Source organism: Capnocytophaga granulosa ATCC 51502 (assembly GCF_000411115.1).
Taxonomy (GTDB): Bacteria; Bacteroidota; Bacteroidia; order Flavobacteriales; family Flavobacteriaceae; genus Capnocytophaga; species Capnocytophaga granulosa.
Window position 1 is genome coordinate 18,221 of record NZ_KE150253.1, and the last position, 13,498, is coordinate 31,718.

Genomic DNA, 13,498 nt, shown 5'->3' on the forward strand with positions numbered 1-13,498 from the left:
TTTGTAAATATGAAAAGTAAAATTGATTTTTTTTACAAAGTGAAAATAATAGTTTGACAATTAGTTAATTATATAAATGATTCAATTGGCAAAATGCCTAGTTAGCAAATTGACAAATAAAATTTGGTCGCTTCTGAAAAAATATGTACTTTTGCTCGGAAAATCTACTTCATAAATGTAACCCTATGAAAATGACTCCGCTTGTAGCCAAACAATACACCCAAGAGCAGCTCTCTGCCCAAGAGGCGCAGCACCTAGCTCATGAAATAGTCTTTGCTCCTGTTGTCTTTCAGGTATCACGCCTTATGGTGAAGTTCGGTATCTTGGAGGCTTTGTTCGCTCATCCAGAAGGACTCACCCAAGAGGAGATAGCGCAGCAAACGCAGCTTTCGCCTTATGCAGTACAGGTACTTTTGGAAGCGTCTCTTTCTATAGGAACAGTGATTGTCAAGGAAGATCGCTTTCTAATGACCAAGGCAGGCTGGTTTCTGCTCAAGGACGATGCGGTACGTGTCAATATGGAGTTTATTCACCAGGTGTGTTACCAAGGTCTTTTTTATATGGAGGAGGCACTCAAGGAAGGCAAACCAGAGGGACTTAAGGTGTTTGGTAATTGGCCAACAATCTATGAGGGGCTCTCGTCGCTTCCTCAAGAGGCTCAAGAGAAGTGGTTCGCCTTTGACCATTATTATTCGGATAACTCTTTTGCAGAGGCACTGGAGATTGTCTTTGCCAACCCTGTAGGAAAGCTCTTGGATGTAGGAGGCAATACAGGCCGCTGGGCATTGCAGTGTGTAGGATATAATCGACAAGTAGAGGTTACTATTATGGACTTACCCCAGCAGCTCGCCCTGATGCAGAAAGCGACTAAAGGCAAAAAGGGTGCCGAGCGGATTAAGCAATACCCTGCCAATCTTCTTGATGAACAGGTAGTATTTCCCAAAGGCTTTGATGTGATTTGGATGAGCCAGTTCTTGGATTGTTTCTCTCCTGAGCAAGTAACCCATATCCTAAGGCGTGCAGCCCAAGCGATGGATAGTCATACCCGCCTCTATATATTGGAGAGCTATTGGGATAGGCAAAGGCATGAAACAGGCTCTTATTGCCTTACCCAAATCAGTCTTTACTTTTCGGTAATGGCCAATGGCAATAGCAAGATGTACTATTCCCAAGATATGATCCGCTGCGCAGAACAAGCAGGCCTTACTATAGAGAAAATATATGATGATTTAGGTAAAGGACACAGTATATTCGTTTGCCAATTAGCCAACAACAGTGACAAGTGACATATTGGTCATTAGTCACTTGTCATTATTCATTGGTTGCTTGTCATTTGTCACTTTATAAGTGCTAATGCCAAAAAGCCTATAAATAGGGGAGAAGTTCAGCAAGATCGTAACAATAAAGGCAACAGAAATCACTGCCAATATGGAGGCTACTGTATCGTTGGTGATGAGCTTGAATCCGCCCAAGATGGCTACTACCATTACAAATAATAAGCGAATCTGCTTATCTTTCTTTCCTATATTTCTTTCCATAAGAAAAGCTGTTTTTATTTGAAAGGCAAAGATATGAAAAAAACTTTATATAAAAAAATTATTCCTCCCAATCTATAGAAAGAATTTCTCCTGAGAGGGCAAATTGTATAGAGATGACCTCCTCTTCTTCCACATCTTCTCCATAATAAGGTGCAAAATAGATATCTACATCAGCCTCTTCCTCTTGGGGATACCAAAAATCAATAATATCTAACTCTAATTCACTAACGAAAGTTTCGATATCACAGGGAGCTTTTTTGTCTTTTCCTTAAAGTGATTGAAATAGTCAGGGTGCTCTTTCAGATATTGTATAAGGGCTTTTCTTGCTTGCTCTTCTCTCTTGGGTAGGTTTTTTATAAAGGCTTCAAAAGCATCTAGGCGCTCTTTCAAGAGGTTATCTCCTTTGGAAAACCAGAAAGATACCCAGATAATACTATCTTTGTAAGGAATCTCTTGTTCCCAAAGCACATCATAAGAATCATCTTCGCTTACACCTTCCACAGCGCAAGTGTCTAAGGCACCGAAATATGGGTGTATCAGTTTTGTTGTCATAGGATTATGTATATTAGTTCATATCGCTATACCCTACCGCTTCCCCTATGAGGGTGGTAGAGGTACAATTGGTTATTTTTACATTGACAAAATCGCCTATCTTATATTGTTCCTTAGGGAATACAACCACTGTATTCTGGGTGTTGCGCCCCATCCACTCTTGGTCGGATTTCTTGGAATTGCCCTCTATGAGCACCTCTACGGTTTTTCCTACTTGGGCTTGGGTACGGTAGAGGCTGTGCTTTTGTTGAAGGTCTATGATTTCAGTCAGGCGGCGCTTTTTGACCTCTTCGGGTACATCATCGGCTATCTTACGGGCTGCCAAGGTACCAGGGCGCTCCGAGTAAGCAAACATGAAGCCGAAGTCGTACTTGACATATTCCATAAGTGATAGGGTATCTTGGTGGTCTTCCTCCGTTTCGGAAGGAAAGCCTGTGATCATATCTTGAGAAATAGCACATTCGGGTATACGCTCACGGATGCCGTCAATCAGGGCAAAATATTCCTCACGGGTATGCAAGCGGTTCATAGCCTTGAGGATACGGTTGCTACCACTCTGTACGGGTAGGTGTATATATTTGCAAATATTGTGATGCTTAGCCATGGTGTCAATCACATCCAAGGTCATATCCTGAGGGTTGGACGTGGAGAAGCGAATACGCATCTTAGGGAACTGTGTGGCGACCATATCAAGGAGTTTGGCGAAATTCACAGCAGTAACCTTTTGTATATCCGAAGCTTTCTCAAAATCTTTCTTTAGTCCGCCCCCATACCATAGGTAGCTATCCACATTCTGTCCCAGCAGCGTAACTTCCTTAAAACCACGTTGCCACAAGTCCTCAATCTCATGAATAATGGAGTGAGGGTCTCGGCTGCGTTCCCTACCACGGGTAAAGGGCACAATGCAGAAGGTACACATGTTATCACAACCACGAGTGATAGAAACAAAGGCGGTTACCCCATTGCTATTGAGACGAATAGGGGAGATGTCGGCATAGGTCTCATCGCGAGAAAGGAGTACATTGACCGCATCGCGACCATTGTCCACCTCTTCCAAGAGATTGGGTAAGTCCTTATAAGCATCGGGGCCTACCACTAGATCCACGATATGTTCCTCCTCCAAGAACTGATGCTTGAGGCGCTCGGCCATACAGCCTAGTACCCCCACCTTCATAGCAGGCTTGTGTCGCTTGACAGCATTGAACTGTTCTAGGCGCTTTCGGATCGTCTGCTCAGCTTTTTCACGTACCGAACAAGTGTTGATCAGCACCAAGTCCGCCTCTTGGAGATTCTCAGTGGTGTTGAACCCTACCTTATGCAGGATAGAGGCTACGATTTCACTGTCCGAAAAATTCATCTGGCAGCCATAACTTTCTATATAGAGCTTACGGGTATTCTTAGCGTCGCCTTCGAGAGAGAGAGGGGCGCCTTGCCGTGTTTCGTCAATTACTTTGTCCATCAAAAGGTTGTTGTTTTAGGGGGGCAAAATTAAGGAAAAAAAATAAGAAAACAAAAGCCAACCCCTTAAGAAGAGTTGGCTTTCGCAAAGTGGAGTCGGAGAGATTCGAACTCTCGTCCAAACAAGTAACCACAAGGCTTTCTACACGCTTAGTTCCCGTTTGTTTTTCGTGGTAATGCTGAGCGGGAACGCCCCACATCACCCTTAGCTTCTGTAAGAGCTGAACCTAGGGGAAGAAGCCACCCAAAGATTCCATGTTGATTTTAATGGTATCTCTTTTGCGATGAGCCATCAACAAGGGCTTTCAGAGACATCTCGCCTCCCTACCTTGTAGGGACTTAGCCAGCAATCTTACTATAATTCAGACTAGGCAGCAAGAGCGTAGTTATTCTCGCCATTTAAAGTGTTGAAACAGAGATTAACGAGCATTAGCCTCATAGCTCGGCGTGCTTACATCATGCTTAGGCTTGCTGTCAAAACCAGTCGACCCCCATAACGTAATCGGGTGCAAAATTACGATTTATTTTTATAGATAGCTATTTTTTAACTATTATTTAAATATATAAAAAGTTCGTCACTCGTCATTAATCACTCGTCACTCGTCACTACCCAACGCTGCCCTCCAATGAAATCTCTAATAGTTTCTGAGCTTCTACGGCAAACTCCATAGGGAGTTTGTTGAGTACTTCCTTTCCAAAACCATTGACGATCAGCGAGATGGCTTTTTCAGTATCTATTCCGCGCTGGTTACAATAGAAGATTTGGTCTTCGCCAATCTTGGAGGTGGTAGCCTCATGCTCTATCTGGGCGGTGGGGTTTTTTGCCTCTATATAGGGGAAGGTATGAGCCCCGCAATTGTTGCCCATCAGCAAGGAATCACATTGGGAAAAGTTACGTGCATTCTTGGCATTGGGCACTACCTTTACCAGTCCTCGGTAGCTATTCTGTGACCTACCCGCAGAAATTCCCTTGGAGATAATAGTAGATTTGGTGTTGTTGCCTATGTGGATCATCTTGGTACCAGTATCCGCCTGTTGGAAATGATTGGTCACCGCGATGGAGTAAAACTCTCCTATGGAGTTATCCCCCTTGAGCACCACGGAAGGGTACTTCCAAGTAATGGCCGAACCTGTCTCCACCTGAGTCCAAGAAATCTTGGCGTTCTTCTCGGCCAAGGCGCGCTTGGTTACAAAGTTGTACACCCCTCCATTACCATCCTTATCTCCTGGGAACCAGTTCTGTACGGTAGAGTACTTGATCTCGCCTCCCTCCATAGCGATCAGCTCCACTACGGCAGCATGGAGTTGGTTCTCATCGCGCTTAGGAGCGGTACAACCCTCCAAGTAGGAGACATAAGCTTCCTCATCTACAATGAGTAAGGTACGCTCAAACTGACCTGTACCTGCCTGATTGATACGGAAATAGGTGGAGAGCTCCATAGGACAACGTACCCCCTTAGGCACATAGCAGAAAGAGCCGTCGGTAAAGACAGCCGAGTTCAGTGCCGCATAGAAGTTGTCTGTCTTAGGCACTACGCTTCCTAAGTATTTGCGTACTAAGTCGGGGTGTTTCTGTATGGCTTCGGAAATAGCGCAAAAGATAATGCCTTTCTCTGCTAAGGTCTTCTGAAAGGTTGTAGCTACCGACACGGAGTCCATTACCACGTCCATAGCCACCGCAGGCTTGTCTTCTACCCCTGCTAAGCGCTTTTGCTCTTCAAGGGAGATGCCTAACTTCTGGAAAGTTTCTATCAGTTGGGGATCCACCTCGTCCAAACTATTGAGTTTGGGTTTCTTCTTAGGGGCAGAGTAGTAAGCAATGTCTTGAAAATCAGGAGTGTCAAATTTCAAATTTGCCCAGTGGGGAGGTTCAGGCATCGCTTGCCATATACGGAAGGCCTCCACACGCCAATCGGTCATCCACTGGGGTTCGTTTTTCTTTTTGGAGAGGGCAATAACTACCTCTTCACTGAGTCCCTTAGGAAAGGTGTCTGACTCTATATCGGTATAGAAACCATACTTGTACTCGCTGTTTTCTAATTCTTCTTTTAGTTCTTCTTCTGTATATTTTGCCATTTTTTCAAGGTTTAAAAAGCTAATAGCTTGAATAAGAGATAAATAAGTCTTTTATTGAATATCACAAAGATACTCCCTTACCAAGGGGCAAAAATACTACTTTTTTTTCATATTGAAAAATAATTTTGACTTTTTGAGTTCCTAAAAGAAGTCATCCAGCATGGTGCCGAACTCTGCCTTACACTTGTAAAGGAGCGCGCGGGAGATTTCCACATTAGATTTGGCTCTTTCCAAGGGGTTCTTAGTTTCTTTTGTCTTCTCCCCATAATAGTTTATGCCTTAGTGTCTTAAAGAAATCGTTGTCTTCCATTACGACAGTGGAGAGGGTAAAGGGGGCTAGGCTGATTTTGACCGCAGTTTTGCAAGGGAGAATGCAAGAGCGGGCATCGTAAGTGGCCAGATAACAGCCCTCACGATTATATATCTGTAGGGTAATTTCTGTATTATCGGGGATTACTAATGGTCTGGCATTGAGGTTATGAGGGGCAATGGGGGTAAGCACTAGGGTCTTGGAGTGCGGCATAATTACTGGGCCTCCACAACTGAGTGAATATCCTGTGGAGCCTGTAGGGGTAGAGATAATCAGCCCATCTGCCCAATAGGAGGTTAAGTATTTCCCATTGAGATAGGCCTCTACGGTAATCATCGCCGTGGAGTTCTGCCGAATCACCGTAACCTCATTTAGGGCAAAGTTCAGCGGTGAAATAGGGGTGCCATCACTATCGGTAATCTGCAAGACACTGCGTTTTTCTACCGTATATTGTCCTGCACGTAGGTTGGCGAACATGCTGGCGATCTCTCCTTCGGAGATGGTTGCCAAAAAGCCCAAACGCCCTGCATTGATCCCCAATATAGGGATTTGTAGGTGTTGTATATAGGTCATCGCCCAAAGGATGGTACCATCGCCCCCTATGGTGAGCATAAGGTTGGTATCGGGCGGTAGGTCGGCTACCGAGCGGAAAGTCTGTACACTCACTTCCTCGGAGAGTTGTCCCTTGTAGCAGCGCCATAAGTCGGCCTCCACTACAATCTGGTCTTTGTGAGCTAATAGCTCCGTGAAGATCGCAGCCAATAGCGGCTGATAGGCCGCCTTGTATTTCTGTGAATATAAAGCAATTTTCATAAGAATCTAATGAGCTAATGAGTCAATGGGCAAATTAACAAATGACAAACTGTTTTCCAGGCAGAGGTCTTACCACCCCCTTCATCTCCAGTTGGAAAAGTAGGTTGGAGAGCTTATATACAGGGAGCACACAGCCCTTGGCCAGATCGTCTAAGGTTTGCTTGCCTTGTGCCTGAAGAAAATCCACCACCGTCTGCTCTTCTGGGGTAAGCTCTACAAAAAGTTGTGGGGTGATGACCTTGGGGGCACTCTGGGCTACCTCCCACCCCATATAATAGATAAGGTCGGCAGCGGAGGTGATTAGCCGCGCCTTGTCGTTCTTAATCAGTCGGTTACAGCCTTGGCTATAGAGGTCATCCGCGCGGCCTGGTATGGCAAAGACTTCTCGGTCGTAGGAGAAAGCCATATCGGCCGTTACAAGGCTTCCTCCCTTAAGAGCCGACTCCACGACTATAGTAGCGTCGGCCAGACCTGCAATGATACGATTGCGCCCGATGAAGTTCTTGCGGTCAAACTTGCTTTGGTGCCAGAACTCGGTAACAAAACCTCCTTTGGCTTCTACCTCCGCCGCATACCGCTTATGAGAGGCAGGGTAGAGTGTATCCAAACCATGTGCCAAGCAAGCTATAGTCTGTACTCCGTGGCGAATGGCCGCCCTATGGGCGGTGATATCTATTCCATAGGCAAAGCCACTGACTACCACCAAATCCTGAAAGTGTGCCAACTCCTCTACGAATTTCTCACAGAAAGCTATGCCATAGCTGGTAGCCTGTCGGGTGCCTACAATACTGATGATCTTTTTATTAGCCCAATCTATATTCCCGCGGGAGAAAAAAAGGATAGGCGCATCAATGATTTGCTTGAGGTTCGCAGGGTAATCACTATCAAAGAAAGTATGGTAGCGGATATGGTTGTCTTGGATATAGCGCCATTCTTTCTCGGCAGCCTCACGATGTACGGGGTCAAAAAGGTGCTGGAGAATGACATTGCCGATACGGCCTATATGGGCAATCTTGTGTTTTTTCTCCTGGTAGATAGCCGCAGGACTTCCACAATGGGCAATGAGTTTCTTTGCGGTGATATCTCCTACATTGGGTGTATGTTGCAAGGCCAGCAGGGCGATGATATCTTCTTCTTTCATGGCCTATTCCTCTTCCCCTATATAGTTGGCAGGGGTAATGCTCTTGAGCGTTGTCTTGAGCGCATCGCTTACCTCAAGAGTGTCAATAAAGGCGTGTAGGGTCTGCTGGTTGATTTTCTCGTTGGTACGTGTCAGCCCCTTGAGTGCTTCATAGGGGTTTGGATAGCCCTCACGGCGTAGGATTGTTTGTATAGCCTCGGCCACCACCGCCCAGTTATCGTCAAGGTCGGCTTGGAGTTTGCTCTCGTTGAGAATGAGTTTGTCTAAGCCCTTGAGGGTAGAGGCGATAGCGATGAGGGTATGGGCGAAGGGTACTCCTACATTGCGCAGTACGGTACTATCGGTAAGGTCACGCTGGAGGCGGGAGATAGGTAGTTTTGCTGCCAGATGTTCCAAGAGGGCATTGGCTATTCCGAGGTTACCTTCGGAGTTTTCAAAGTCAATCGGATTGACCTTATGAGGCATAGCTGAAGAGCCTACTTCGCCTGCTTTGATACGCTGCTTGAAATAGTCCATGGAGATATACGTCCATATATCTCTGTTGAAGTCTATCAGTATGGTATTGATACGCTTCATAAGGTCAAAAAGAGCCGCCATATGGTCGTAGTGCTCTATCTGAGTGGTAGGGAAGGAGTGGTATAAGCCCAATACTTCCTCTACAAAGAACTTACCGAAACCATGCCAATAGATATCAGGATAGGCGACCTTGTGGGCATTGTAGTTACCTGTAGCCCCACCAAATTTAGCCGCATATTTGATAGAAGAGAAGTAAGCCATTTGCTCCCTAAGGCGTACGGCGAAGACTTTCAACTCCTTACCCAAGCGCGTAGGAGAGGCAGGTTGGCCATGGGTACGAGCTAACATAGGAATGGCTTTCCACTCAGTGGCAAGGGCTTCTATCTTTTGTGTGAGGGTTTCTAAATCAGGCAGATATACTTGAGCTACGGCCTCCTTGATAGAGAGGGGAACAGCCGTATTGTTGATGTCCTGTGAGGTCAGCCCAAAGTGGATAAACTCCTTATAAGCCGAGAGGCCTAAGCGGTCAAACTGCTGTTTGAGGAAGTATTCCACCGCCTTGACATCGTGGTTGGTAGTGCGTTCTATTTCTTTGATAGCAAGCGCATCAGCTTGAGTAAAATCGGTATAGATGGCACTAAGGGCAGGGAAGATGCTCTGATCTACCCCTTTGAGCTGCGGCAGCGGCAGCTTGCAGAGTGCAATAAAATATTCTATTTCCACCCTTAGGCGGTACTGAATTAGGGCTTGTTCGGAGAAATAAGCCTGTAGGGCACTGGTTTTGGAGGCATAGCGCCCGTCAATGGGAGAGATTGCAGTCAAAGACATGTGTGCATTTTTTAGAAAACGCAAATATAGTGTTTTTCTCTCTTATATACAAGGAATATAAAGAGAAAGTTTCCACAAAAAGCAAGCCCCTTCACGTAAAAGGAAGGGGCTTATTTCTCGCTTTTTAAGTGCCTATCTTACTGCTTGTGCAAGTGGACAACTATAACTAAAATGCCATAGCATTTTTTCGTTGCAAAGGTAAAGAAAATGTTTATTTATCCCAAAGCAACATCCATAACCATCATTACCACAAAACCGATAAGAAAGCCGATAGTGGAGACATCGGTATTGCGGCTTTGTTGGGATTCAGGAATAGTCTCTTCCACAACGACATAGATCATTGCCCCAGCGGCAAAGGCCAAGGCATAAGGAAGTATAGGGGTAAAGAAGACCACCGCAAAGGCACCCAAGACACCTGCTATAGGCTCTACTATGGCCGAGAGCTGTCCGTAAAAAAAGCTCTTCCAGCGGCTCAGCCCCATACGCCTTAGTGGCATGGATACGGCTACACCTTCTGGAAAGTTTTGCAACCCTATTCCTATGGCCAGTGTTACTGCCCCTGCAATAGAGGCTTCGGGTATGCCTGCGGCTACCCCACCGAAGAGCACCCCTACAGCCAAGCCCTCAGGGATATTGTGTAAGGTGATGGCCAAGACCAAGAGGGTAGTGCGCTGCCAAGAGGATTTCACCCCTTCGGTTTGCTTGAAATTGGGGTGAAAGTGTGGCAGTATTCTATCCAAAGCATAGATAAAGAGGGAACCACCTAAGAAGCCTATCACAGCAGGAAGTACTTTGACAAAGCGTTCGCCCTCACTCATATCAATGGCGGGAATCAGTAAGCTCCATATACTGGCAGCCACCATCACGCCTCCCGTGAAGCCCAGCATACCGTCCATCACAAGTTTGTTGCTACTCTTGAAAAAGAAAACCAAGGCGGCACCCAAGGCAGTAACCCCCCAAGTAAAAAGGGTCGCATATAGGGCTGCCAATACAGGATTGATACTACTTAAATAATTAATAATTGAAGAAATCATGTTAATTGTTAATGATTGATCATTGGCTATTAGCCTCTGACTTCTGACCACTGATTACCGACCACTGACCACTGACCACTGACTTCTGATCATGGGGCAAAATTACATATTTTTTTTGAACTAAAAAATATTTTTTAGATAAATCTAAAATCTTGCCTTTTATAAGGTCATAACTTAAGTTTCGCAAGCTCTGTAATCAACTGATTCTCAAAACATCCCCCTACCCCCCCCCTCAAGGGGGGAGTTAGTAAGTAGTAGAGGTTCAATAAGTTATAGAAGGGAAATTTTCTAATTTAATAAACAAATTAGACCATTTCAACGCCCTTAAAGACACATACTCCGCTCTCGCGGACTTTCCCTTTGGAGGGGGGGGGGGGAGGTTTTTGCAAATAATTGTTTATCAGTTACTTGCAATTTCAATAGCACCTAAAAACAACTTGCGAAACTTAAATCATAACCCTAACGTGAGTTCGACGTAAGCAAAATTATATCTTTTCTCCCACAGATTCCACGGATTTTCACAGAGACAATAACACAATAACTAAGTATAACTCTTTAATTTCCACGGATAAATAAGGCCTTTGGCCTTATAAAAATCTGTGTAAATCACAGGAGCATGATTACACTAACATAGAAAATCTGTGAAATCCGTGAAAATCCGAGGGAGCTTTCGTTATATCGAACTCACGTTAACCCTATATTCCTAATCGCCCTAATACAAAAAAATAAAAGAGAGCTTGCGCCCTCTTTTACCAATTCTAACCACAAAATCTAATATATGAAAAACAATTTATTTCCCCTTTGTTTTCTGGTGCAAAGGTACGACATTTTTCTCTCATAACAATAGATTTATATTATTTTTATCTATACAAGTATAGGGTTTGATTATTAGTTGTTTATTCTCATAAAGAGCTTGTTTACAAGGGCAAAGATAGTAATTTGAGGCTGTCTGAAAAGCCTTGTTTTTAGAGGGCGAATTGCCATTCGCCCCTACAGCAATACCCAAAAACAACTGATTATCAATGAAATATTTAAATTAAGTATTATTTACACTTCAAAAAGCAGTGTTTTGGACTTTTCGGACAGCCCCTTTTTATCATTAGTCACTTGTCATTGGTCACTATCCGCTGTCTTACCACTTCATACAAGAATGCCCCACAAGCGACAGAGACGTTCAGAGAAGAGGTCTCTCCCTGCAAGGGGAGCTTAGCACGCTGGTCTAAGACCTTGAGCACTCCCTTGCTGATACCTGTATCCTCAGCACCCATGACAATAGCCAAAGGCTCGGTAAGGGATAGCTCGTAGAGTAGGGTAGGGGCTTTCTCGGTAGCACCGATGACCTTGATACCACTGCCTTGTAGGTAGTAGATGGTGTCAATCAGGTTATCCACTTTGCACAGAGGTATATTGAAGATAGCCCCAGCGGAGGTCTTGACCATGTCCTCTCCTACAGCCGCACTGCCTTGCTTGGGGAGGATAATCCCACTGACGCCTGTACACTCAGCGGTACGAATGATAGCGCCTACATTGCGCACATCGCTCAGATGGTCAAGAATCAAAAACAGCGGTGTCTTACCGCTTTCTATAATGGAAAGCACTAGCTCCTCCAAGGGGACAAACTCCACAGGGGAAAGCAGTGCCACTACGCCCTGGTGATTCCCACGAGTCAGCCGATTGAGCTTCTCCGCAGGTACAAAGGAGTGGGAGAGCTGATGACGCTCTATGAGCTTGGTCAGGGTAGCGAAAAGGGTGCCCGAAAGCCCCTTTTGTACAAAAATCTTATCTATAGTGCGGCCTGCCTCTATGGCTTCTATCACAGGGTGTAGGCCGAATATCTGAGTGGTCTTCATAGGCTTATTTTTCTCGCATGTTTACGATGCTATCTACTATATATACGGTATTGCCTCGCCAAGGTACTGCATTGTGGTATTCCTTGTAATGGAGGTCGAAGTATTTACCGCTATTGACTTCCAATTGCTGGAATACACGCTTGTCTTGTATGGAAAACTCAAATTCGTTGCTCTGCATGCCATTACCTGTGCGGGTTTTAGCGAAGCCCTCCTGAATGAGCTTGCCCTCATAGGTCTTGAACACATCGCCCTTATAGACGGCATAGTTCAGATAACCCGACTTGACTCCTTCGCCAAATACGAAGAAGTATCGCATATATACCCAGCCACTAAGGAGAAAAATCACCAGCAAGGGCAAAAGGATAAGGAGAGTTTTTTTCATCGGTTAAGGTTTTTTAGGTTAATCACTTCTTGTTGGGTCAAGGGGCGCCAGTGGCCACGAGGGAGGTCTTTTTTGGTAAGTCCAGCAAAGGCAACCCTATCGAGCTTTTCTACTGCGTAGCCTAAGGACTCGAAGATACGGCGCACGATACGGTTGCGGCCGCTGTGTATCTTTACCCCCAATTCGTTATGTGGGGCGCCTTCCACAAAACTTATATCATCTACTTGGATAAAACCGTCCTCAAGGGTCAGCCCCTCTTGGATTTTGAGAAAGTCCGCTAGGGCGAGTTTCTTGTCCAAAACCACATGGTAGATCTTACGCACCCCATGCGAAGGGTGGGTGAGCTTCTTCATCAGGTCGCCATCATTGGTCAGTAGCAGCAGGCCTGTGGTAAGTCTGTCGAGCCTACCTACAGGTTTTATATTGCCTTGAGCAGCTCCAGAGACCAAGTCCATCACTGTCTTGCGTCCTTTCTCGTCCTGAGTGGTAGTGATAAAGCCCTTGGGCTTATTGAGCAAGATATATTCTTTCTTCTCGGCTGAGATGTTTTTGCCGTCAAACTTGACCACATCAGTAGGTTGTACGCGATAGCCCAGTTCGGTCATCGGCTTGCCATTGACCTCTACATTGCCGGCAATGATGTATTGGTCTGCTTGTCGGCGTGCACAGATTCCTGCATTGGCAATGTATTTGTTTAGCCTAATGCCTTTCTGCTCGTCCTGAGAAGGCTTCTTAGGCGCGGTCTTTCTATAGAAAGTATGAGGAGTATCCTCTTCATGGCTTTTCCCCTTAGGGGTGAAAGGTTTTTCCTTGAAAGGGGTTGTTTTTTTCCTATTATCAAAGGTTCTTTCCTTGTTCTCCTGTCGGTTTTCTTTTTTATAGGGGCGTTTCTCCCCTGTCTGTGGGCGTTTTTCTCCTCTTTGAGGGCGTGCCCCTTTAGCAGATTTAGGTGCTGCTGGACGGCGATCTGTCATTAGCTGAAATTTTGCGCAAAGGTAAG

General features: G+C 45.3%; 12 protein-coding genes and 1 other RNA gene. 1 reads left to right on the forward strand and 12 read right to left on the reverse strand.

Annotated features, from left to right (window positions below; translation table 11 throughout):
• The first annotated feature begins 185 nt into the window (after positions 1 to 185).
• Positions 186 to 1,286 (forward strand): FlxJ family methyltransferase, encoded by a 1,101-nt coding sequence (locus tag HMPREF9331_RS05030; RefSeq protein WP_016419943.1) that lies wholly within the window; start codon positions 186 to 188, stop codon positions 1,284 to 1,286.
• A 15-nt stretch (positions 1,287 to 1,301) separates the two neighbouring features.
• Here the strand turns inward: HMPREF9331_RS05030 and HMPREF9331_RS05035 are convergent, their stop codons facing one another.
• From HMPREF9331_RS05035 to HMPREF9331_RS05090, 12 genes are all read right to left on the reverse strand, one after another.
• A complete protein-coding gene (locus HMPREF9331_RS05035) occupies positions 1,302 to 1,538 on the reverse strand; it encodes a YgaP family membrane protein (protein ID WP_016419944.1) in 237 nt (78 codons plus the stop codon).
• A gap of 216 nt (positions 1,539 to 1,754) precedes the next feature.
• Positions 1,755 to 2,090, reverse strand: a complete 336-nt coding sequence (locus tag HMPREF9331_RS05040; protein ID WP_016419945.1) for a hypothetical protein — start codon at positions 2,088 to 2,090, stop codon at positions 1,755 to 1,757.
• Positions 2,091 to 2,103: 13 nt separating this feature from the next.
• Positions 2,104 to 3,549, reverse strand: a complete 1,446-nt coding sequence (gene miaB, locus HMPREF9331_RS05045; protein WP_016419946.1) for a tRNA (N6-isopentenyl adenosine(37)-C2)-methylthiotransferase MiaB — start codon at positions 3,547 to 3,549, stop codon at positions 2,104 to 2,106.
• Positions 3,550 to 3,636: 87 nt separating this feature from the next.
• Positions 3,637 to 4,040: a transfer-messenger RNA gene (gene ssrA, locus HMPREF9331_RS12760) on the reverse strand.
• Positions 4,041 to 4,154: 114 nt separating this feature from the next.
• On the reverse strand, positions 4,155 to 5,624 hold the full coding sequence (sufB, locus tag HMPREF9331_RS05055; protein ID WP_016419948.1) for a Fe-S cluster assembly protein SufB: 1,470 nt from the start codon (positions 5,622 to 5,624) through the stop codon (positions 4,155 to 4,157).
• A gap of 241 nt (positions 5,625 to 5,865) precedes the next feature.
• A complete protein-coding gene (locus tag HMPREF9331_RS05060) occupies positions 5,866 to 6,747 on the reverse strand; it encodes an NAD kinase (protein WP_009642618.1) in 882 nt (293 codons plus the stop codon).
• A 34-nt stretch (positions 6,748 to 6,781) separates the two neighbouring features.
• Positions 6,782 to 7,888, reverse strand: a complete 1,107-nt coding sequence (gene dprA / locus HMPREF9331_RS05065; protein WP_016419949.1) for a DNA-processing protein DprA — start codon at positions 7,886 to 7,888, stop codon at positions 6,782 to 6,784.
• A gap of 3 nt (positions 7,889 to 7,891) precedes the next feature.
• Positions 7,892 to 9,232 carry an adenylosuccinate lyase gene (purB, locus tag HMPREF9331_RS05070; RefSeq protein WP_016419950.1) on the reverse strand — a complete coding sequence of 447 codons (1,341 nt, stop codon included), beginning with the start codon at positions 9,230 to 9,232 and terminating at the stop codon, positions 7,892 to 7,894.
• Positions 9,233 to 9,447: 215 nt separating this feature from the next.
• Positions 9,448 to 10,266, reverse strand: a complete 819-nt coding sequence (locus HMPREF9331_RS05075) for a ZIP family metal transporter (RefSeq protein ID WP_016419951.1) — start codon at positions 10,264 to 10,266, stop codon at positions 9,448 to 9,450.
• Positions 10,267 to 11,369: 1,103 nt separating this feature from the next.
• A complete protein-coding gene (gene rlmB, locus HMPREF9331_RS05080) occupies positions 11,370 to 12,116 on the reverse strand; it encodes a 23S rRNA (guanosine(2251)-2'-O)-methyltransferase RlmB (RefSeq protein ID WP_016419952.1) in 747 nt (248 codons plus the stop codon).
• Positions 12,117 to 12,120: 4 nt separating this feature from the next.
• On the reverse strand, positions 12,121 to 12,498 hold the full coding sequence (locus HMPREF9331_RS05085) for a hypothetical protein (protein WP_016419953.1): 378 nt from the start codon (positions 12,496 to 12,498) through the stop codon (positions 12,121 to 12,123).
• On the reverse strand, positions 12,495 to 13,472 hold the full coding sequence (locus HMPREF9331_RS05090) for a pseudouridine synthase (RefSeq protein WP_016419954.1): 978 nt from the start codon (positions 13,470 to 13,472) through the stop codon (positions 12,495 to 12,497). The genes HMPREF9331_RS05085 and HMPREF9331_RS05090 overlap by 4 nt, the downstream gene beginning before the upstream one ends.
• Positions 13,473 to 13,498: the final 26 nt, after the last annotated feature.

Excerpts from the sequence above, each read along its gene's own strand:
- HMPREF9331_RS05030 (WP_016419943.1), top strand. The coding sequence starts at position 186 with ATGAAAATGACTCCGCTTGTAGCCAAACAATACACCCAAGAGCAGCTC.
- HMPREF9331_RS05035 (WP_016419944.1), bottom strand. The coding sequence starts at position 1,538 with ATGGAAAGAAATATAGGAAAGAAAGATAAGCAGATTCGCTTATTATTT.
- HMPREF9331_RS05040 (WP_016419945.1), bottom strand. The coding sequence starts at position 2,090 with ATGACAACAAAACTGATACACCCATATTTCGGTGCCTTAGACACTTGC.
- miaB (WP_016419946.1), bottom strand. The coding sequence starts at position 3,549 with ATGGACAAAGTAATTGACGAAACACGGCAAGGCGCCCCTCTCTCTCTC.
- sufB (WP_016419948.1), bottom strand. The coding sequence starts at position 5,624 with ATGGCAAAATATACAGAAGAAGAACTAAAAGAAGAATTAGAAAACAGC.
- HMPREF9331_RS05060 (WP_009642618.1), bottom strand. The coding sequence starts at position 6,747 with ATGAAAATTGCTTTATATTCACAGAAATACAAGGCGGCCTATCAGCCG.
- dprA (WP_016419949.1), bottom strand. The coding sequence starts at position 7,888 with ATGAAAGAAGAAGATATCATCGCCCTGCTGGCCTTGCAACATACACCC.
- purB (WP_016419950.1), bottom strand. The coding sequence starts at position 9,232 with ATGTCTTTGACTGCAATCTCTCCCATTGACGGGCGCTATGCCTCCAAA.
- HMPREF9331_RS05075 (WP_016419951.1), bottom strand. The coding sequence starts at position 10,266 with ATGATTTCTTCAATTATTAATTATTTAAGTAGTATCAATCCTGTATTG.
- rlmB (WP_016419952.1), bottom strand. The coding sequence starts at position 12,116 with ATGAAGACCACTCAGATATTCGGCCTACACCCTGTGATAGAAGCCATA.
- HMPREF9331_RS05085 (WP_016419953.1), bottom strand. The coding sequence starts at position 12,498 with ATGAAAAAAACTCTCCTTATCCTTTTGCCCTTGCTGGTGATTTTTCTC.
- HMPREF9331_RS05090 (WP_016419954.1), bottom strand. The coding sequence starts at position 13,472 with ATGACAGATCGCCGTCCAGCAGCACCTAAATCTGCTAAAGGGGCACGC.